Source organism: Hydrogenobacter sp., assembly GCA_041287335.1.
Lineage (GTDB): Bacteria > Aquificota > Aquificia > Aquificales > Aquificaceae > Hydrogenobacter.
The window spans coordinates 1-21,114 of the sequence record JBEULM010000029.1 but is presented as its reverse complement, the minus strand read 5'-3'; the positions used below and the strand labels follow the sequence as shown (position 1 = coordinate 21,114).

At 41.5% G+C, this 21,114-nt stretch carries 20 protein-coding genes; 13 read left to right on the top strand and 7 right to left on the bottom strand.

The features are described 5' to 3' along the window. The first annotated feature begins 82 nt into the window (after positions 1-82). Together ABWK04_03860 and ABWK04_03855 are read left to right on the top strand one after the other, a co-directional pair. The gene (locus ABWK04_03860; GenBank protein ID MEZ0361023.1) at positions 83-1,969 is read left to right on the top strand and encodes an ATP-dependent DNA helicase; all 1,887 of its coding nucleotides are present in this window, start codon (positions 83-85) and stop codon (positions 1,967-1,969) included. A gap of 250 nt (positions 1,970-2,219) precedes the next feature. Further along, on the top strand, positions 2,220-3,398 hold the full coding sequence (locus ABWK04_03855) for a polysaccharide ABC transporter ATP-binding protein (protein ID MEZ0361022.1): 1,179 nt from the start codon (positions 2,220-2,222) through the stop codon (positions 3,396-3,398). Here the strand turns inward: ABWK04_03855 and ABWK04_03850 are convergent. Beyond that, positions 3,363-4,619, bottom strand: a complete 1,257-nt coding sequence (locus tag ABWK04_03850; GenBank protein MEZ0361021.1) for an NADP-dependent isocitrate dehydrogenase — start codon at positions 4,617-4,619, stop codon at positions 3,363-3,365. The genes ABWK04_03855 and ABWK04_03850 overlap by 36 nt on opposite strands. A gap of 108 nt (positions 4,620-4,727) precedes the next feature. Here ABWK04_03850 and ABWK04_03845 point away from each other — a divergent pair, with 108 nt between their 5' ends. The 6 genes from ABWK04_03845 to rseP are packed head-to-tail and all read left to right on the top strand — an operon-like array spanning position 4,728 to position 10,667. Then, complete coding sequence (locus ABWK04_03845; GenBank protein MEZ0361020.1) at positions 4,728-7,172, top strand: ATP-dependent Clp protease ATP-binding subunit; 2,445 nt, start codon at positions 4,728-4,730, stop codon at positions 7,170-7,172. Positions 7,173-7,206: 34 nt separating this feature from the next. Continuing rightward, positions 7,207-8,181 carry a UDP-glucose 4-epimerase GalE gene (galE, locus tag ABWK04_03840; GenBank protein MEZ0361019.1) on the top strand — a complete coding sequence of 325 codons (975 nt, stop codon included), beginning with the start codon at positions 7,207-7,209 and terminating at the stop codon, positions 8,179-8,181. Between the two features lie 7 nt (positions 8,182-8,188). After that, entirely contained in the window at positions 8,189-8,497 is a 309-nt protein-coding gene (locus ABWK04_03835) for a metal-sulfur cluster assembly factor (protein MEZ0361018.1), read from the top strand. Continuing rightward, entirely contained in the window at positions 8,485-8,970 is a 486-nt protein-coding gene (locus tag ABWK04_03830) for a V4R domain-containing protein (protein ID MEZ0361017.1), read from the top strand. The genes ABWK04_03835 and ABWK04_03830 overlap by 13 nt, the downstream gene beginning before the upstream one ends. Further along, a complete protein-coding gene (locus tag ABWK04_03825; GenBank protein MEZ0361016.1) occupies positions 8,970-9,371 on the top strand; it encodes a secondary thiamine-phosphate synthase enzyme YjbQ in 402 nt (133 codons plus the stop codon). Before ABWK04_03830 ends, ABWK04_03825 begins: the two co-directional genes overlap by 1 nt. After that, the gene (rseP, locus tag ABWK04_03820) at positions 9,372-10,667 is read left to right on the top strand and encodes an RIP metalloprotease RseP (GenBank protein ID MEZ0361015.1); all 1,296 of its coding nucleotides are present in this window, start codon (positions 9,372-9,374) and stop codon (positions 10,665-10,667) included. Here the strand turns inward: rseP and fsa are convergent. From fsa to thiS, 4 genes are read right to left on the bottom strand one after another with little or no spacing between them, the layout of a single operon-like run. Next, positions 10,664-11,317, bottom strand: a complete 654-nt coding sequence (gene fsa, locus ABWK04_03815) for a fructose-6-phosphate aldolase (GenBank protein ID MEZ0361014.1) — start codon at positions 11,315-11,317, stop codon at positions 10,664-10,666. The two genes, rseP and fsa, sit on opposite strands and share 4 nt — an antisense overlap. A 25-nt stretch (positions 11,318-11,342) precedes the next feature. Further along, entirely contained in the window at positions 11,343-12,668 is a 1,326-nt protein-coding gene (gene hemG / locus ABWK04_03810) for a protoporphyrinogen oxidase (GenBank protein MEZ0361013.1), read from the bottom strand. Further along, entirely contained in the window at positions 12,665-13,468 is an 804-nt protein-coding gene (locus ABWK04_03805) for a thiazole synthase (GenBank protein ID MEZ0361012.1), read from the bottom strand. The genes hemG and ABWK04_03805 overlap by 4 nt, the downstream gene beginning before the upstream one ends. A 27-nt stretch (positions 13,469-13,495) precedes the next feature. Next, the gene (gene thiS, locus ABWK04_03800; protein ID MEZ0361011.1) at positions 13,496-13,702 is read right to left on the bottom strand and encodes a sulfur carrier protein ThiS; all 207 of its coding nucleotides are present in this window, start codon (positions 13,700-13,702) and stop codon (positions 13,496-13,498) included. A gap of 240 nt (positions 13,703-13,942) precedes the next feature. Between thiS and ABWK04_03795 the strand changes: the two genes are divergently transcribed. Genes ABWK04_03795 through ABWK04_03780 form a run of 4 tightly spaced genes read left to right on the top strand, consistent with a single transcriptional unit; the run spans position 13,943 to position 18,322 of the window. Next, on the top strand, positions 13,943-14,233 hold the full coding sequence (locus ABWK04_03795) for a DUF485 domain-containing protein (GenBank protein ID MEZ0361010.1): 291 nt from the start codon (positions 13,943-13,945) through the stop codon (positions 14,231-14,233). A gap of 3 nt (positions 14,234-14,236) precedes the next feature. Then, positions 14,237-15,778: a cation/acetate symporter ActP gene (gene actP, locus ABWK04_03790; protein MEZ0361009.1), complete on the top strand. Its 1,542-nt coding sequence runs from the start codon at positions 14,237-14,239 to the stop codon at positions 15,776-15,778. 40 nt (positions 15,779-15,818) lie between these two features. Then, the gene (locus tag ABWK04_03785) at positions 15,819-17,672 is read left to right on the top strand and encodes a putative nucleotidyltransferase substrate binding domain-containing protein (protein ID MEZ0361008.1); all 1,854 of its coding nucleotides are present in this window, start codon (positions 15,819-15,821) and stop codon (positions 17,670-17,672) included. Then, the gene (locus ABWK04_03780) at positions 17,672-18,322 is read left to right on the top strand and encodes a 3'-5' exonuclease (GenBank protein MEZ0361007.1); all 651 of its coding nucleotides are present in this window, start codon (positions 17,672-17,674) and stop codon (positions 18,320-18,322) included. Before ABWK04_03785 ends, ABWK04_03780 begins: the two co-directional genes overlap by 1 nt. A gap of 245 nt (positions 18,323-18,567) precedes the next feature. Here the strand turns inward: ABWK04_03780 and ABWK04_03775 are convergent, their stop codons facing one another. Continuing rightward, positions 18,568-18,825, bottom strand: a complete 258-nt coding sequence (locus tag ABWK04_03775) for a thioredoxin family protein (protein MEZ0361006.1) — start codon at positions 18,823-18,825, stop codon at positions 18,568-18,570. A 299-nt stretch (positions 18,826-19,124) separates the two neighbouring features. Between ABWK04_03775 and glyA the strand changes: the two genes are divergently transcribed. Then, complete coding sequence (gene glyA, locus ABWK04_03770; protein ID MEZ0361005.1) at positions 19,125-20,393, top strand: serine hydroxymethyltransferase; 1,269 nt, start codon at positions 19,125-19,127, stop codon at positions 20,391-20,393. Here glyA and ABWK04_03765 read toward each other — a convergent pair. Further along, a partial coding sequence (locus tag ABWK04_03765; protein MEZ0361004.1) for an RNA-guided endonuclease TnpB family protein occupies positions 20,351-21,114 on the bottom strand: 764 nt, incomplete at its 5' end. The genes glyA and ABWK04_03765 overlap by 43 nt on opposite strands.

The window sequence follows — 21,114 nt, the reverse complement described above, 5'->3', positions numbered from 1 at the left end:
TTGCCCTAAAAAAATCAAGGAACTTTAAGACTCCTCTTACTATCTTAGGCTATTTATTTTTTTATATATCATATAATAAGCTGTGGTTTTGTATGAATTTTTATTACAAAAAGGGCTTGAGAGAAGAAGGGTTCAGGAAAGGTTTTTTGAAATAGTTTTTTCAGCAATAGAGGAGGGGGGTATTAAGATAGTTCAGGCACCTACCGGTACAGGAAAAACTTATGGGTATTTGATACCGCTTATAGAAAAAGGACAGAAAGCTATAATCTCTACAGGTACTAAGCTTTTACAGGAACAGCTCAGAAGAGATATAGAAGTCCTTAGGAGTTACGTTCATTATATAACTGGGCGTGATGTGAGTTATCTGATAATAAAGGGAATGTCCAATTACCTGTGTTTGGACAGATACTATACTGAAAGGGTGGAAATTCCCCAAATTGAGGAGGCGATAAATTCAGGATGGGATGGAGATTTTGAATTTGTGAATCTTAATGCAGAACTAAAAGAGAAGCTTTGTATTGATGGGGATTATTGCACTTCGCACTATAGAAACCTTTGTAGGTACAAGCGCGATTGCTACTACTGGGGAAGGCTAAAGAGACTTGAAAAATCTGCGGATATTCTCGTTATAAACCACGCCCTTTTGAGTCTTAAGGAGTTTGAAAATACACAAGAGAGAGTCCTCGTAATTGATGAGGCTCATGAGCTTGATAGATACGCAACAAGTAGCCTAACAGTCGGGATATCTCTCTACACGCTAAGGGTAGATATTCTCGGAAAGATAAGGGAGTTTTTACCGTCTGCGGATGTTGATCTGGAAAGTTTTTTTATACATAACTTTGAAACCCTTTTCAAACAAGATAAAGATCAAGTACCTCTTGAAAGCCCGCTCCCTTATGCGCAAGAGTTTGAAAAACGTATAATCATGCCTATCTTATCACTTTACTCCCGCATAAAAGAAGAGGTAACTCACAGCATTTTGAGTTTTTTGAAAGATAGGCTTTTCGTGAGCTTAAATCTCAAAGATTACCTTCTGAAAAGCGGTATGATCGCATGGGAAGACTATATAGAGCTAAAGTCCAACTATGATGAAATGAGTCAGGAGGAAGAAAATTTTTTGAAGAAGCTAAAAAGTTACGAACTACTTAGCAGAAGGATTTTGAAGTTGAAAGAATTTTTCAAGCTCATGAAGGAAGAAAATCCTCAAATTGGCTTTATGGTAAGCAGAAATTGGAGTAAAAAGCTCGGCACTTACAACTACAGGATAGAATGTTTTCCAGTATTTCCAGTAAACTTTACGGATTTTAATAGCTATAAGGCTGTTATTATCACATCGGCTACAGCTCATCCCGTAGATTTAGAAAAAACTCTTGGTATAAAAGGGGAGTATTACGAACTTGAACACACGCTACCGTACCATAAGGTCAATTTTTTAGTGTATAAGGTTGATCCAAGAGAAGAAAATTGGAAGAACTGTCTTGTAAGGGCTTATAAATACCTTAGAACACTTTATGATAAGCTTCTAATTCTACTAACTAACAAAGAACACAGAAAGCTCTTTGAAAATGAAGATGGATTGGTTTTTCAGGGAGAAGATAATCTTTCTAAGATCTTAGAGGATCTCAGAGAGGGCAGAATAAAAGCTCTTGCTGGATTTGACAGCTTGTGGTTTGGTGTTGATGTGAAAGGTAAGAAAGGACTTTTGATGGCAAAGCTTCCTTTTGAGAGTCCGGAAGATCCTGTAACCTTCCACAGGCTGAGATTCCTCAAATCTGTAGGAGAAGATCCCTTTGAGTATCAAAAACGGAAGGCTCTTATAAAGTTCAAGCAAGGTATAGGCAGGCTTATCAGAAGCAAAGATGACAGTGGAACCATAGTATTGTGCGACAGAAGGATATTCAAATTTAAAGAATTTCACAGAGCGGTAGAGGAGCTGGGCATAAAGATAAAGACTCTGAATTGTGTATAGAGTGAACTACTCCACCTTATAGAAGGTGTAGCTTCCTGCTTCAACGGAGCTTTTAGCTCCTCCACAGGCTTGAGTTCGGACAGTTCCTGCCCTACTGCTCGTAAGGTGAGCAAGCCCATCTTTTCATAGCGATAATAATTTACACCGAAACTTATTGTTCGTCAAGAGAAAAATAGGCAATTCATCCCCCACTTACAAAGTAGAAGTGGGGGACTTCTTGCTGAGTTGGGTTAAAATAAGCATTTATAGCATGCATATAATAGAACTAAAGGGTGTATCAAAAGTTTATAAGGTGTACAGAAAGCCTGCGGACAGGCTTTTTGAAATACTCCTTAGGAAGAACCTCAGCTATGAAAAAGTGGCTCTAAAGGATATAAATCTTAAAGTGAGAAAAGGAGAAGCGCTCGGTATTGTTGGAGAAAACGGTGCTGGAAAAAGTACCCTACTTTCTATCATATCGGGCATACAGCAACCTACCTTAGGAGAGGTAAAAGTATTTGGAAGAGTTTGTGCTATACTGGAACTTGGTGCAGGTTTTCATCCCGAGTTTACCGGTGTAGAAAATGCATACATGTACGCATCCTTGAATGGACTTTCCAAAAGCGAGATAGACAGGAGGCTTGACTTTATAAGGGAATTTTCCGAACTGGGTGACTTTTTGTATCAACCTATAAAAACTTACTCAACGGGAATGGTAGTCAGGCTTGCTTTTTCCGTGATGATAGCTTTAAATCCCGAAGTTTTTGTAATAGATGAGGCTCTTTCTGTGGGTGACATACATTTCCAAAAAAAATCCTTTGATAAGATCAGGGAATTTAAAGAGAGGGGCGGAACACTTATATTCACAACACATTCCACCTATCAGATAACCAATGTATGTGACAGGGCTGTGTGGCTAAAAGACGGTAAGATACAGATGGAGGGTGATCCCTTTTCCGTAGTCAAAGAGTACGAGGACTACATGAGAGAAAAGGACAAAATGGACCAAGAACAAATGGAGATACACAGAGCTAACCTGACCCACGCGTATATAGAGGATTTTAAGATCTCTCATCAAGAGATAAAACCGGGAGAAACGTTCAGGGCTTGGTTAAGAGTCAGATCAAACAAAAAAGAGAAGGTTGTACTTGCCTTGCTCTTTAGGAGAAATGACAATATACTACTCAGCGTATATTCTACCAAACACGAAAGTATTGATGTGATCGTAGAAGATAGCACTGATGTAGTGTTTTCCTTTGAAGATTTTCCTCTTCTGCACGGTAGGTACTTTGCTGATGCCTATCTGCTTGATGAGACCGCTACAGTAATTTACGATGTAAAAAGCCTGCCCTTTGATGTACCCAAAGAGTCCGTCACAGATCTCGGTATATTCAAAATAAAAGGGAGTATAGAGCTAAATCCTTTCAGCTATAGCTTTAGCAAACTCTGAAGTGGATAGCTCTTTTGCTTGTATTCCCTGTTTTCTAAATCCGTTCGCTATATCGGGAGTTCCAAGTCTGTCATTTATCGCAGTTCTCACAGCTCTGTATATAAATTCAGAGGCTTTTCTCCAACCTAAGTATTCAAGCATCATCGCACCTGAAAGTGTCAAAGATAGGGGGTTTGCTATACCTTTACCAGCTATATCGTAGGCTGTTCCGTGTGTACTTTCAAAAAGGGCATATCCATCACCTATGTTTCCACTTGGGACAAATCCGGGACCTCCAACGAGGGCTGATGCGAGATCCGATATGTAATCCCCGTTCAAGTTTTGGGTTACTATCACATCGTAAGCCTCAGGCTTGAGTACAAGTTGCATAAGCATCTGATCGGTGATCACCTTCACCATAAGTACCTGCCCTTCTTTAAGTTCACCTTCCGTTATGACCTTGCCTTTAAATTCAGGCTCTTTGGCTACTTCAAAAGCCCAGTTCATAAAAGCACCTTCAGTAGCTTTCATTATGTTCCCCTTCCCTACAACCGCTACTACCTTTTTGTTGTTTTCCAACGCCCACTTTAGGGCTTTTCTTACGTGCCTTTTTGTTTTATACTCGCTCATAGGTTTTACTGTTATACCACAATCTTCAGGAAGGGCGTACTCGGATATCCCCATTTCTTCAATCAGGAACTTCCTGATCTTTTGCGTGTTTTCCGCTTTTGGCATATACTCTATACCCATATAAACATCATCTGAATTTTCCCTAAAGATAGCAACATTAACCCTTTCGGGATCAGGTATAGGTGCGGGTTGTCCGAGCCAGTAAACTGGTCTTATCGCAGAATAAAAGTCCATAGACTGACGCAAAATGGCATTCAGAGATTTGCCTCCCTTTCCTACAGGTGTACCAAGTGGTCCTTTTATACCTACTATAGCTTGCTTTAAAAAATCTAAAGTTTCTTCGGGCATCCTTTTGCCTGTCTTTTCCTCAGCTTTATCCCCGGCTAAAAGTTCCACCCAATATATACCCTTTGATCCACCGTAAGCTTTTTCTACCGCCACATTAACGATGTGTATCATAGCAGGCATGATCTCAGCCCCTATACCGTCACCCTCAATGAAGGGTATTATAGGAAAGTCTGGCACTTCTATACTCTTGTCTTGCTTCAATTTTATAAATTTGCCTTCCTGAGGCAGTTTCACGCTTCCTTCCCATCTGTAAAGGTTGTCCATTTTTACCATCGCATTCACCTCTCCTTATTTAGTATTTTAGCACTCGGGTTTTGCCATTGCCAAACTGTAATGCTCACATATCTTTATTAAATAAGTGAGGTGTGAAAGATGTTTGAGAAATTTACTGAAAAGGCGAGACAGGTAATTTTACAAGCGAGAGAGGAAGCTCTTGAGCTTGGACATACATATCTCGGGAGTGAACACATTTTGCTTGCCCTCATAAAGGATGAGGATCTTCCTACCATTATACTGTCCAAGTTCGGACTCACATCAGATAAGGTCAGAAAAGCCATTATAGGGCAGATCACCAGAGGAAGCCACTCCGGTGAGATACTCTTTGCTCCAGACGCAAAAAGGGTGCTTGAGTTTGCGGTTGAGGAAGCCCGCATATTGCACCACCAATTTGTAGGACCCGAACACCTCCTCATAGGTGTAGTTAGAGAAAAGACAGGTCTGGGTGGAAGGATCCTAAGAGGTTTCGGGCTTGACGAATATTCGGTCAGAAGGGAGGTTCTTCAAATACTCGGGGAATTGCCACCTCAAGAAAGTGTTAAATACGCACCTACCCCCAATCTGGACAGATTTTCAAGGGATCTTACCCAGATGGCAAGGGAAGGGAAACTTGATCCTGTAGTGGGCAGGGAGAGAGAGATAGAAAGAGTCATACAGATACTCGTAAGGAGGAGGAAGAACAATCCTGTGCTTTTGGGAGATCCTGGCGTTGGCAAAACAGCCATAGTAGAAGGGCTGGCTCAAAGGATAGCAAATAGGGAAGTGCCTGAACCTCTTCAAAACAAGAGGGTTGTAGCGCTTGATCTTGCTGCTCTCGTCGCGGGAACAAAGTACAGAGGACAGTTTGAGGAAAGGCTCAAAAACATTCTGAAAGAGCTTGAAAAGGCACCCAACGTTATACTCTTTATAGATGAAATTCACACTCTGGTAGGTGCAGGTTCAGCTGAAGGATCCATTGATGCATCCAACATGTTAAAGCCTGCTCTGGCAAGAGGTGAGATACAAGTCATAGGAGCAACTACCCTTGACGAGTACAGAAAGTATATAGAAAAGGATGGAGCTTTAGAAAGGAGATTTCAACCGGTTTTGGTGGATCAACCCAGTGAAGAGGACGCAATACGCATACTTTACGGGCTAAAGCAGAAGTTTGAAGAGTTCCATAACGTAGAGTACACCACTTCAGCAATAGAAAAGGCTGTACAGCTCTCTGTGAGGTATATAACTGAGAGAAACCTTCCTGATAAAGCTATTGATGTTATAGATGAAGCCGGTTCTCTTGTAAAGCTTAGGGCTATGAACCTGCCACCTGACCTCAAGGCTCTTGAGGAGAAAATAAAGGAGATTGAGGTAGAAAAAGAAAACGCTGCCAATGAGCAAGATTATGAAAAAGCTGCAAGATTAAGGGATGAAGAGTTAAGACTCAGAGCCAAACTTGAGAACCTCAAGACCAAGTGGAGACAAGAAATGGCAAAGAATAGACCCCAGGTAACTGAGGAAGATGTTGCCGAGGTTGTCTCAAGATGGACTGGCATACCCGTAAAGCGCGTTCACGAAAGTGACATGGAGAAACTCCTTCACATAGAAGAGGAACTCAAAAAGAGGGTTGTAGGTCAGGATGAGGCTATAAAGGCTGTAGCGAGAGCTATAAGGAGGTCAAGGGTAGGGTTAAAAGGTAGACATAGACCCATAGGCGTTTTTCTCTTTTTAGGACCAACTGGAGTAGGAAAGACAGAAACAGCCAAAGCCTTAGCAGAGTATCTCTTCGGTACGGAAGAAGCTCTGGTAAGATTTGATATGTCAGAATACATGGAAAAGCACACGGTTTCAAGGCTAATAGGTGCGCCTCCGGGTTACGTAGGTTACGAAGAGGGTGGACAGCTCACCGAGAGGGTAAGAAGAAGACCTTATTCCGTTTTACTTTTTGACGAGATAGAGAAGGCTCACCACGACGTGTTTAACATCTTTCTCCAGATCTTCGATGATGGACGACTGACAGATGCCATGGGTAGGACTGTTGACTTTTCCAACACCATAATCATAATGACATCCAACTTGGGCGCAAGGCTCATAGCTCATGGTGGCAAGATGGGGTTTGAGCAGAAGTTTGGCGTTATAGACTTTGAGCAGATGAAGAAGAACGTTATGGAACAAGTAAAGAAAACGTTTAATCCCGAATTTCTCAACAGACTTGACGAGATAATAGTTTACAGATCTCTGGAAAAAGAGGATGTTGCCAAAATACTGGAGCTTCAGCTCAAGGAGGTAAACAAAAACTTGCAAGATTGGGGTATAAGCGTGAAAATTCACAGGAGCTTTGTGGATTGGCTCATAGATAAAGAATACAAACCTGAATATGGAGCAAGAAGTTTAAAACGTGCATTACAGCATCATGTTGAGGATTTGCTTGCGGAGGAACTTCTGAGAGGTAGTTTAAAAGACGTAGATACGGTAGAGATAAGGATAAAAGATGACAAACCGTATCTTAAACCCTTGAAAAAGAAAGAGAAGCTGGAAGCCATTTTTAGTGAAAGAGCGGAGTAAAAGCTCCGCTCACTTTCGTTTTATAATTTTCCTAATGAAAATCCTTTTAACTGGTGGTGCAGGTTATATTGGCTCTCACGTGGTAAAACTTTTGGGTGAAGCGGGGTATGAACTGCTCATCTACGATAATCTCTCATCGGGAAGCGAAGATGCGGTACTTTACGGTGAACTTGTAGTTGCTGACCTTTTAGACTATAGAAAGTTAGAGAGTGTTATGTTTGACTTTAAACCTGATGTAGTTATGCACTTCGCAGCTAAGATATCTGTCCCTGAAAGCGTTAAAGACCCTGTTGCTTATTACAGGAATAACTTCTGCGCAACACTAAACCTTTTGTCAAGCATGATACATGCTAAGGTAAAGTATCTCATCTTTTCCTCCACTGCCGCAGTTTACGGAATACCCGTTCACATACCCATAAAAGAGGAAGATCCTACGCTTCCTATAAATCCTTACGGTTGGAGCAAACTCATGTCAGAGATAGCCATAAAAGATGTGGCATCTTCCGGTTATCCCTTGCGCTTTGTAATATTGAGATACTTTAATGTAGCAGGTGCAGATCCAGAAGGAAAGCTTGGTGAGAGAGGACAAAATGCACTACATCTTATACACAGAGCTTTAAAGGTAGCTAAGGGGGAAATCCCCTATTTGGAAGTTTACGGCACCGATTATTCTACACCGGATGGGACTTGTATAAGGGACTATATTCACGTAACGGATCTCGCAAGGGCGCACCTTGACGCCATGTACTACATCCTCGAAGGTGGCGCAAGCAACATTTTTAACGTAGGATATGGACATGGCTATTCTGTGCTTGATGTCGTAAATAAGGTGAAAAAGGTGACCGGCGTAGATTTTTCCGTAAAATATGCACCCAGAAGAGAGGGAGATCCACCTGAGTTGGTAGCGGACAGCACTAAGATAAAGAAAGAGGTAGGCTGGCAACCAATTTACGATGATCTGGACTTTATCATAAATACAGCATGGAAGTGGGAAATGAGCTATATTTAAATAAGCTATGGAGCTGGAAATTTACGAGAGATTAAAAGAGGTGAGAGATCCGGAAATACCTCTGGATATAATTAATCTTGGATTGGTTTACGGGATAGTTGTGAAGGATAACATCGCATACATAGACATGACACTTACAGTCCAGGGTTGTCCAGCAAAGTCTTACTTTGCACAGTACATAAGGGAATATATACTCAAAAGTTTTCCAGAGCTTAAGGACGTTGTCGTAAACTTTGTCTTTGAACCTGCATGGAATAAAGATAAAATATCTGAGGAAGGGAAAGAACGGCTCAGGAGTATGGGATGGAATATTTGAGGGATAAGTTTCGCGCCTTGGCTGAAGCTATCGAGAGAGAGTCTGTACTTATACACCGTGCAGCTCTTATAGACGGTTATAGGGATCTTCACAAGCTTTCCAAGTTAGGCATTGAGAAGGTAATAAAGAGAGCTGCAAGTTATGGAGGCAAAAAGGGAGCTAAAATACTTAAAGAGAGGTATGGTGTTTATACTGACAGGCTTGATGAAGCTCTTGAGATACTCACCGTTATAGCTGAGTCTTCAAGGCTTTTAGATATCTTTGAGTACGACATAGATACCATGGAGATAAAAGTTGAAGGTTCCATACTTGTAGAGGCTATAGGAAAGAGCAAAAATCCTGTGTGCGAGCCTATGGCTGGCTTCTTTGAAGGGTTTCTGAGCGCACTTCTTGATAAAAGGTTTGAAGTTAAAGAGATAAAGTGCAAAGCGCAAGGTAATGATAAGTGTGTATTTAAGATAACGCAGAAGTGATGGGAGTCTTTAGCATAAGAACAACCAAAAGGACAAGTATCGTGAATATTACCGCAAATGTAAAAGAGGAAGTCAAAAGGTCAGGTGTAAGGTCGGGTATTTGTATAGTATACGTTCCGCATACAACAGCGGCAGTATTCATAAACGAGGGTGCAGATCCAGATGTAGTCAGAGACATAACCTACACGATGGAAAAGCTCATCCCTTGGGAGGACCGCTCTTACGCTCACTCGGAAGGTAACTCCGCAGCGCATATTAGAAGTGCTATAATAGGGAACTCAAGGGTGATACCTGTTGAGAATGGTGAGCTTATGCTTGGCAGATGGGAATCCGTATTTTTAGCTGAGTTTGACGGACCACGTGAAAGAAAGGTGATAGTAAAAGTAATAGGAGAGAGATAAATGGAAACGCTTTTAGCTTTTCTCGTTCTTATAGGTGTGCTTGTATGGTTTCACGAATTTGGACACTTTTTGTTTGCTAAGATCTTCGGCGTAAGGGTGGAGGTCTTTTCTATAGGCTTTGGTCCAGTATTGGTGAGAAAAAGGTGGGGAGAAACAGAGTACAGGTTGTCCGCGGTGCCTTTAGGGGGATTTGTAAAGCTTTACGGTGAAGAAGAAAAAGTGGAAGATCCGAGAGCTTTCTCCTCAAAGAAAAACTGGCAGAAGATCCTCATAGCTTTCGCAGGTCCACTCTTCAACTTCCTTTTGGCGATCTTGGTCTTTTCCTTCATATATGCAGTAGGAAGACCTACACCATCTTACGTACTTGAGAAACCTGTTGTGGGACAGATAGCAGAAAAAAGCCCAGCTCAGAAATTAGGACTGCAGGCAGGCGATATCATTGTAGAAATAAATGGAAATAAGGTTAGCACTTGGAAGGATGTAGAAAATGCGGTACTTAACAGCATACTGAAAAAGGACTGGAATGTGGTAGTTCTTAGGGGAGATCAAAAGCTATTACTTTCTGGAAAGGTTGAGCTTTCTAAAGCGGGTTCCTTTGGCGCTGAACCATACATAAAACCGGTAATAGGTAACGTCCTTCCTAAAAGTCCTGCAGATCAGGTAGGTATAAAAGAAGGTGATGAAATTCTGGAGGTAAATGGAAAGAGTATCAGCAGTTGGTATGACGCTGTAAAAAACATAAGAGATACAAAAGGTGATGTTGTAAAGTTGAAGCTCAGAAGGGGAACGCAAGTTTTAGAAAAAGTAGTTGTCCCTATAAAAGACAAAAAGACGGGCATCCCTATACTGGGTATATCACCTCGTATACAGATCGTGAGCGTAAAAGAGCCTGTAGACAAAGCCTTTTTAGAAGGTTTTGAAAAGACAAAGAACCTTACTTTGCTTTCTTTAAAAGCCATATGGGGACTTGCGACTGGGGGAATATCCGTAAAAACGCTTGGAGGTCCGATAGCTATAGCCCAGCTTGCTGGTGAATCGGCTCAGCAGGGTATCATAGCCTTTTTGGGTATGATGGCTTTTATATCCGTCCAACTTGCAGTTTTTAACCTCATACCCTTACCTGTACTCGACGGAGGTCTCATCTTGCTGTTTTTAATTGAGTCCTTGAGAGGGAAACCTCTATCTCAAAAGTTCAAGGAAAACTGGCAAAGGGTGGGCTTTGCTATCATTATAGCTCTTTCTGCTCTCGTTATACTCAACGACATAGTAAGACTCATAACGGGGAATGGAATTTAGAATGGTCTACCTGGCACCTTCTCCCAGTCTTTGAGAAATAGATCTATTCCCTTATCCGTCAAAGGATGGTTAAAGAGTTTTTTCATGACATCAAAAGGCATAGTGCATATATCAGCACCTATGAGGGCAGCCTCTACCACATGCATGGGATGGCGTACACTTGCTACTATTATTTCCGTATCTATATCGTAATTATCAAAGATGGTCCTAACTTCCCTTATAAGCTTCATTCCTTCACCAGACACATCATCTATCCTTCCTATAAAGGGTGATACGAAAGTAGCTCCTGCTTTTGCAGCTATTAGGGCTTGTGCAGGTGAAAAGACGAGTGTTACATTTACCGGTATGCCTTCTGACTCAAGCACCTGAATAGCCTTAACACCTTCAGGTGTCATAGGTATCTTTACAACTACATTATCTCCCAATTCTGAAAGCATCCTTCCTTCTCTTACCATGCCTTCAGCATCAAGAGAAACAGTCTCCAGACTAACAGGTCCGTCAACGAGTTTGACGATTTCTTTAGCTACTTCCATAAAGGGTCTACCTGTCTTGGATATAAGGCTGGGATTTGTAGTTACACCGTCAAGAATCCCCCAGTCCAAGGCTTGCTTTATCTCATCTACATTTCCCGTATCTAAGAAAAACTGCATCTTCAGACCTCCTTATTTTTTTAAATTATACAACAACGCTCCCTTTCACTCTAAGAAAATTCATAATCTTTTCAGCGACCACGTAAGAGGCTCTTATACAATCAGCAACGGAAACCCCATAAAGGTAATTACCGCTGAGGAAAAGCCCCGGCTGTTCCTTTTCCATAGAGCTTGCAAGCTGAAGATATTTGCCGTATCCCAGCGTATACTGAGGTATACCCTTCTTCCAGCGCATAATTTTGACGATCTCAATATTTTGTATGCCTAAGATTTCTCCAAGCTCCCTTTCTAATACGCTCGCAATGGCTTCATCTTCATACTGGATTATCTCAGGATCAGTTGCACCGCCAAGATAAACTGTCATCAAATCCTTACCTACAGGGCTTCTCCCCTCAAAGAGCTGTGAGGAAAAGATCACCCCCAGTATCCTTTTGCCTTCCTTTCTTGGTACTAAAAAACCGAAGCCTTCTGGCAAACTGCCACTATCTACAGCTACATGCACTACAACAACAGGCGCATAATAAATTTTGTCAAACTCCTCGGATATACTCCAAGAGAGTTCCCTAAGCAGATAACTTGCTGAGGTTGCCGGAGTACAAACCGCAACTGCCTTAGCCCCAAATTTACCCTCTTTAGTGTCAAGGATAAAAGCGTCATCCTTTCTTCTTATTCTCAAAACCACATTCTCTTTAAAAATATCCAGACCTTCAGATAGCTTCTTTATAAGTTCTGCATTTCCTTCACGAAAAGAGACAAGCCTTCCGGATGGACCTAAAGCTTTTAGCTTAATACCTCCCTTTATGACACTGCCATACTTTTCTTCCAGCTCGTAAACCTTTCTGACCGCATACTTTATGGATAGCTCTTCTGGATTACCAGCGTAAACTCCCGATATAAAGGGAGCCACAATGTATTCTAAAAACTCACTTCCGAATCTTCTCTTTACGAACTGAGCTATACTTTCCTCTTTTTTTGGTGATCTGGGGATGAAAGGTTCTTTTAAAAGCCTCAACTTTCCACTGATGGAGATAAGGGGTGATACTAAAAACTCAAAGGGAGACATGGGAAGAGGTATTAACTTACCATTTTTGTATATGTATCTCTTTTTGGAAGATGGGTTAGCATAAAGGACTTCTATACCTACATCTTTTAAAAATTTCTCTACCATATTATCGGCAAGTATGGTCTGGGGTCCAAGCTCACACAGATAGCCGTTTACATACTCGCTCTGTATGTTTCCTCCTAAGGAATCTTCCTTTTCAAATACCTTTATGTCAAGTCCAGCTTTTTTGAGATGGTGAGCCAACGAAAGCCCAGATATTCCACCGCCTATAACTGCAACATCAATCATGATTTGTAAGGAATTCCCCTTAAGGGAGAGGAAGGAACAGCGTAAGTTCTCTTTGGCATTCTTCCGGCAAGATAAGAGAGTCTTCCCGCTATAACAGCGTATCTCATCGCAACAGCCATCTTTATGGGATCTTTTGCCTCAGCTAAGGCTGTGTTGGTGAGTACAGCATCCGCACCGAGTTCCATAACGGGAGGAATGTCCGCAGCGCTTCCTATTCCCGCATCAACTATAACAGGGACAGAAACAGCTTCCTTTATAAACATGATGTTGTAAGGATTCTGAAGACCAAGCCCTGAGCCTATAGGTGCGGCAAGTGGCATAACCGCAGCACAACCTACATCCTCAAACTTTCTGGCGTAAACAGGATCGTCAAATATATAAGGAAGAACTATAAATCCCTCTTTTACGAGAAACTCTGCAGCTTTTAACGTCTGCTCCATATCAGGAAGTAATGTTTTTTGATCTCCTATCACTTCGAGCTTTATCCAGTTTATACCTGTAGCTTCTCTTGCAAGCATAGCCGTCTTTATAGCTTCCTCTGCGGTGTAACATCCTGCGGTATTTGGGAGTATCAGATACTTTTGAGGATCTATATAATCCAAGAGATTTTCCTTTGTTGGATCGGTGATATTCACTCTCCTGACTGCGACGGTTATTATTTCCGCACCGCTCGCCTCAAGCACTTCTTTATTTTGCTGAAAACTCTTAAACTTTCCAGATCCTATTATGAGCCTTGACTTGAAAGTTCTGCCTGCGATTTCAAATGGATCTTCTTCCAAAAACTTTTCAAGATCAACCATACTATACCTCCATTACTAAATTTTATCTCAACCACCACCTACTATGTGTATGATCTCCACGCTGTCACCTTCCATAATCCTTCTGTTCTTGTATTCACCTTTCGCAATTACTTCACCATTTACCGAAACAGCAAGCCCTATTTCCCTGTAAGCCACACCCAAATACTCTAAAAGTTCATAAATGTTCATGCTCCTTTCTATTTCTCTCTTTTCACCGTTTACGTAAACGATCATGTGTAAAAAGATATTACTCAAAGCCTTTTAATCAAGAGGGCTGTGGTTATGATCCATGTTTTTGTTTCTTTGATATTCAAAAATCTATGATATTTATCAGCTATTTTTGTGTATAATAAGAAAGATTATTGATTGAAAAAGTGGGAAATTTGCCTTATTTATATGCAAAAAATCTTATATTCTTGACAAAATTCAAAAGGTTTATAAAATAAATCATACAATTTAAGGAGGAGGTTTATCATGAAAGAAGTACTGGAATCAAAGGAGTTCAAAGAGCTTGCATCAAGAAGAAACACGGTCGCTACACTTTTGACTGTACTTCAGCTTCTTATGTATTTTGGCTTTATATTTGTTTTAGCCTTCAAAAAGGACATTCTTAGCCAGAAAGTGAGCGAAGGTCTAACCGTCGGTATACCTGTCGGTATCGCCATAATCGTTATATCTTGGCTTCTTACAGGTATTTATGTTTATTGGGCAAATACCTATTACGATCGCGCAGTTGAAGAGATTAAAAATAAGTTCAGGAGGTAAGCTATGCCACAGACAAGTCTTGGACAACCAAATCTGGTAGCTATAGCTTTCTTTTTCCTCTTTGTTGCCATAACACTTGGGATAACCTACTGGGCAGCAAAGAGAACCAGAACAACAACTGAGTTTTACGCTGCAGGAAGAAGCATATCAGGTCTTCAGAATGGACTTGCAATAGCGGGAGACTACATGAGCGCTGCATCCTTCTTAGGTATAGCTGGACTTGTAGCACTGAAAGGCTATGACGGACTCATTTACTCCATAGGTTTTTTGGTGGGATGGCCCATAGTTATGTTCTTGATAGCTGAACAGCTAAGAAACTTGGGTAAGTACACTTTTGCTGATGTGGTTGCCTACAGATTATCTCAGAAACCTATAAGGATTTCCGCATCTTTGGGTGCTTTATCCACAGTTATACTCTATCTTATAGCTCAGATGGTGGGTTCTGGTAGTCTTATAAAGCTCATGTTCGGACTACCTTACGAAATCGCTGTAGTCATAGTGGGAACTATTATGATAGCTTACGTGCTTTTTGGTGGCATGCTTGCTACCACATGGGTTCAAATTATAAAGGCTGTACTGCTTTTGGGTGGTGCTACTCTGCTTGCCATTCTGGCTCTTTCCCATTTTGGTTTTAATCCCATGTCGCTATTTTCAAGTGTTGCACAAAAGTATGGAGATAAGATGCTTGTGCCTGGCGGTCTTGTAGCAAATCCATGGGATGCTGTATCCTTGGGTCTTGCTTTAATGTTTGGAACCGCTGGACTGCCTCACATACTTATGAGATTCTATACAGTTCCAGACGCAAAGGAGGCAAGAAAGTCCGTATTTTACGCAACGGGCTTTATAGGATATTTCTACATACTGACCTTTATAATAGGTTTTGGAGCTGCTGCCTTAGCCGGACAAGAGGTCATATCCAAGATAGATAAAGGTGGAAACATGGCAGCTCCTCTGCTCGCAGAAGCTGTCGGGGGAACCGTATTTTTAGGTTTTATCGCTGCGGTTGCCTTTGCTACCATACTTGCGGTCGTTGCAGGTCTTACCTTAGCAGGTGCTTCTACCTTATCTCATGACCTTTATGTAAATGTGGTGAGAGGTGGGCATTCTTCAGAAGAGGAAGAGGTGAAGGTTGCTAAAGTAGCTACCTTAATACTTGGAGTGCTCGCCATCATCCTCGGTATAGTCTTTAAAGGGCAGAATGTGGCTTTTATGGTTGGTCTTGCCTTTGCCATAGCCGCAAGTGCCAACTTTCCTCCTTTGGTGATGTCCATCTTTTGGAAGAAGTTCACTACAGCCGGTGCGGTTGCAAGCATATTAACTGGTACGTTCTTGGCTGTAGTTCTCATAATTCTCAGTCCTACCGTGTGGGTAGATGTACTTAAAAATCAAGCTCCCATATTTCCATGGAAGAATCCAGCCCTAATATCTATGACCGCCTCTTTCTTGATGGGTATATTGGTTTCACTGCTTACAAAAGAGGAAAGCGCCGAGAAAAAGTACGAAGAAGAAAAGATAAGAACTTACTTAGGCATAGGTGCCGAATGAAGGAAAAAGGCTCGCCTTGTGGCGAGCCATCTTTTAAAAGATGTTAGATCCGGAGCGCTTCTTTAAAGAGATTTATCCTTTTGACCAGCTTCCAGATGAGGAAATACTTCGTCTTAGCTCTAACCTTCTCGTGAGATACTATTCCAAAGGTGAAGTGATTTTCAAAGAAGGTGAATCTCCGCTTGAGTTTTTATACGTTATAAGGAAAGGTGCTGTAGTTTTAAAGAAAGATGGTATCGTTATTGATTACCTTCACGAAGGGGACAGCTTCGGTTATGTGTCCCTTTTGGGAAACATACCATCATCTTCAAGCGCCACGGCGGTAGAAGATACTATACTTTTTATGATCCCAAAGGGTGTCTTTGAAAGGTTGACTAAGAATTACGAAGATTTTAGAAATTTTTATACCAATAAACTCATAAACAGGTTACGCAAGGAAAAGAACGCTATAAATGTAGGTTTTGAAAAGCTGACTAACTTACCTATAAGAAAGATAAAACTTTCATCACCCCTGTTAGTTGATGGTGAGGAAAAACTTTCAGAAGTGATTCTGAAGATGATAGGTGCGGATCTGACCTTTGCCCTTGTGCGTGATGGTAACGCCACAGGCATAATAACTGAGAGAGACATAATAAGGAAGGTGGTAGCCTCCGGACATGATCTCAAAAAGGTGAAAGCAAAGGAAGTTGCTTCCTTTCCAGTTATAGAGATAGATGTTGACGCTTTCCTTTTTGATGCCCTTTTATTGATGGCAAAGCATAATATAAGGAGGCTTGTGGTAAAAGATAAAGGGAAAATAGTAGGTGTACTTGAGGATAAAGATATGATAGCTTACGAGAGCAAAAATCTCCTTTTTCTCGTGAAGGATATAGGTAAGGCAAAGGGTGTGGAGGATCTCACTTATGTTTACTCTCTCGTATCTCAGGTAGCTGTTGAATACATTTCACAGGGTGCGGATCCTGAACTGGTGGGAAGGTACATATCAGAGATAAACGATAAGATCATGCAAAAGACGGTACTTCTCACCATAAAAGACATGGGCATAGAACCTCCTACAGCTTTTAACATACTTGTGTTGGGAAGCGAGGGAAGGAAAGAGCAGAGCCTTAAAACGGACCAGGATAACGCCATTATATACGAAGATAAACCCATGCTTGATATTAAAGTCAGTGAGTATTTTGAAGATTTCTCGGAAAAGTATGTGAGGAATCTTCTCAATATAGGCTTCCCTCCATGCCCTGGTAATGTTATGCTGTCAAATCCTCTATGGAGAAAAAGCGTTGAAGGGTGGATGAAACAGATAGATACTTGGATAGAGAATCCTAAAGGCGAGCATACATTAAACGTGTCCATATTTTTTGATTTCAGAGGTGTTTTCGGATCTCACTCACTTGTGGAGAGACTTTGGGAACATGTATTCAAAAAGGTGAGCGAAAATATGGTTTTCCTATCCTTTTTGGCAGGTCAAGCTGTGAGATTTAAGGTGCCCTTGGGCTTTTTTAGAGGTTTTGTTGTGGAGAGATCTGGGCTTCACAAAGGGGAATTTGACATAAAAGCGGGTGGAATACTTCCCATAGTGCAGGGTGTGAGAGTGTTAGCTCTTGAACATAGGATAAGATCTACCAACACCTTTGACAGGATAAGGGAGCTTTCTTCTGCAGGCGTATTTTCGGAAAGGTTTGCCAAAGATCTTGAAGATGCTTACAGGTTTCTTATGGGGCTTCGTTTAAAGTTTCAAGCTGAGGATCTGCATAGGTCTAAAGAGCCTACCAACTACATAAACCCCCAAGCTCTTTCAAGAGCAGAAAGGTCAGTACTTAAAGATGTTTTTGGTATAGTGGAAGAGTTTCAAGACATTCTGCGTCACAGGTATCAATTGAGGTACTTTATGTGATGTTTTACTATCCCAATCTCTTAAACAGGTGCACAAGATACACCTACAAAAGGATCTATAAGGATAGATTTTATATGTGTAACTGGGATATTGATCTGAACACAAAGGTTGAGGATGCCACCTTTGTAATTTTTGATACAGAAACAACGGGTCTTGACATGAAAAGGGATGAGCCTATCGCTATAGGCGCTTTGAAGGTTGATAGATTGTATCTTGACCTTTCCCAAAGCTTTTACAGGCTTATAAAACCCGAAAAACCACCTAAAAGATCCTCCGTTGAGGTACACGGTATAACTCCTTCCGATCTTAGCTTTGCAGGAGAGCGATCCGAAGTGGGCAGGGAGTTTTTAATGTTTGCAAAAGGTAGCTTGCTAACAGGTTACTTCCTTTATATAGATCTTGTAATGATCAAAAAGCTCGTAAAGAATTTTTGCAGTATCCCTTTTATACCGTACTCTCTTGATGTACTTGATCTTTACAAAGGTGAAAAGCCTATTCCTATGGAGAAGATGCTTTCCGATCTTGAACTTCCCTACAGCTCTTACCACTCAGCCTTAGAAGATGCTTATATGACCTCTCTTATATTCCTGAAGCTTATAAAACCTTACGGGAGAAAGAAATTGAAGGATCTGCCCTTGAGAGTATGGTGATAAGCTTTAAGGATTTACGACCTACAACCAGAAGGCTCTCCTTTTTAAAGGAGAGATGAAAGCAGACAAAAAGGACTTGACATTGTTCTTGAATGTGCTATAAAGGTATGTGAGGCTGACGAAACCAAGTCAGCCAGCAATGTTTTATATATGGGATCGCTCACCTTACGAGCGGTAGGGTTGGACCGACCCAAGCTTATGCCTGTGGAGAGGCGAAAGCCTCTGTGAAGCAGGAAGCCCCTCAATTAATGAGGGGAGGAGGTCACACTGGCTGAAGTAAGCAAAACTTTTATGTCACTCACAGTTGGTATAGGTTTGCCTATGTGTTTTATTATGCCATCTATCATTAGCACAGGAAGAGCATTAAAGTTTATTATCTCCTCTATATCCGTTATCTTTTGAATGTCCGCCTTAAGCCCCAGATCTTCGGCAACTACTCTTATACGTTCAAAAAGTTCCTGACAACTTCTACAATCAGGTCCTCCATAGATTTTTATCTCCATACAAAAACCTCCTATGCAAAATTAACAAGCTCTTTCCGTCCATTGTTGTCATCAACCTGTTTCTGATATATAAGTCCATCCTCACCATCTCATGTTTCTTAATTTATTTTCTTCAGCAGTAGGATGTCCGTAGATTTTTTTGAAGCTCACTTCCTCAAACTTTTGAATTTTTCGATGTGAGGTGAGAGTATTTTATAAATTGCGGAATTGAAAAATACGGCTGGAATTTTAAAGCATTCTCCACTTGACTTGACATACAAAAGCTTACACCTTAGAATTTTAAAAATTGAGGAGGAAAAATGAAACACCTTTTTAAGACTGATCCGGAAATTTACGAAGCTATAGTGAAGGAATACGAGAGGCAGTTTTACCATCTTGAGCTTATAGCTTCCGAGAACTTTACATCCCTTGCAGTTATGGAAGCTCAGGGTTCCGTAATGACCAACAAATATGCAGAAGGGCTTCCTCACAAGAGGTATTACGGTGGATGCGAGTTTGTGGATATTGCGGAGGATCTGGCTATAGAGAGAGCAAAACTCCTATTTGGTGCTGAACATGCAAATGTACAGCCTCATTCGGGTACACAGGCAAATATGGCGGTATATATGGCTGTGTTAAAACCCGGAGATACGCTAATGGGTATGGATTTAGCTCACGGTGGACATCTCACCCACGGGGCGAAAGTTAATTTCTCAGGAAAGATATATAACGCGGTTTATTATGGAGTGCATCCGGAAAAGGAAACTATAGATTACGATGGCATGTATAGGCTCGCAAAGGAATATAAGCCGAAACTGATAGTGGGTGGTGCTTCCGCATATCCCAGGATTATAGACTGGGCTAAGATGAGAGAGATAGCTGACAGTGTAGGCGCTTACCTTATGGTAGATATGGCACACTACGCAGGTTTAATAGCGGGAGGTGTTTATCCTAATCCAGTACCGCATGCACATTTTGTTACCTCAACCACACACAAAACGTTGCGTGGACCCAGAAGCGGTTTTATCTTATGCAAAAGCGAGTTCGCTAAGGATATAGACAAGTCAGTATTTCCGGGAGTGCAGGGGGGACCGCTCATGCACGTCATAGCTGCGAAGGCTGTAGCTTTCAAAGAGGCTATGACAGAAGAGTTTAAGGAGTATGCCAGACAAGTCGTAGCCAATGCCAGAGTCCTCGCTGAGGAGTTTATGAGAGAAGGTTTCAAAGTGGTTTCTGGAGGAACGGACAGCCACATAGTACTTTTGGACCTAAGAGATACAGGACTGACGGGTAAAGAGGTAGAAGAGGCACTTGGAAAAGCAAACATAACGGTGAACAAAAACGCTGTACCCTTTGATCCTTTACCGCCCGTCAAAACAAGCGGTATCAGGATAGGCACACCTGCAATGACCACCAGAGGCATGAAAGAGTATGAAATGAGGAAGATAGCAAAACTTATATCTAAGGTGATAAAAAACATAGGAGACGAGAAGATTCTGCAGGAAGTAAGACAGGAGGTTATAGACCTCTGTGAGCAATTTCCCCTTTATCCAGAACTTAGGGAGGAGATATCAGCCTTATCCAAATGAAGTGAACTACTCCCACTTCTATAAGGTGGAGCTTCCTGCTTCATTGAGGCTCTCGCCTCTTCACAGGCTTTAGCTCGGGCCGTTCCGACCCTACCGCTCGTAAGGTGAGCGAACCCATAAAGCAATAAGTTTTTGCCTGCGTTTATATCCCTGTCATGTCTTGTGCCACATACAGGACAGACCCACTCTCTATCGCTCAGTTTGAGCTCTTGATTTTTGTATCCACACACATGACAGGTCTTGGAAGATGGATAAAACCTGTCCGCAAAAATCAGCTCTCTTTCATACCACAAAGCTTTGTAGGATAGATACTCAAAAAACTTCCTCCATGAGCTGTCCTGTATGTATTTGGAAAGATTGCCAGAGAGAAGACCTTTCACATTTAAGTCCTCAAGGACAATGGCCTGGTTTTCGCTCACTATCCTTCTGGACAGCTTGTGCAAAAAGTCCTCTCTCTGGTTTTTGACTTTCTCATGAAGTTTTGCCACCTTCAGCCTTTGTTTTTCATAGTTTTTTGAACCCTTTTGCTTTCTTGAGAGTTTCCTCTGCTCTCTTGCCACCCTCTTTTCTGTTTTGACAAGATACTTCGGGTTTTCCACCTTTTCTGAGTAGCCATCCGAATAGCAAATGGTGGCAAAATGCTTAAGCCCTACGTCTATGGCACATATTCTATCCACTGGCTTTAACTTTTGAATTTCCTTATAAACCCTCACAGTCAGAT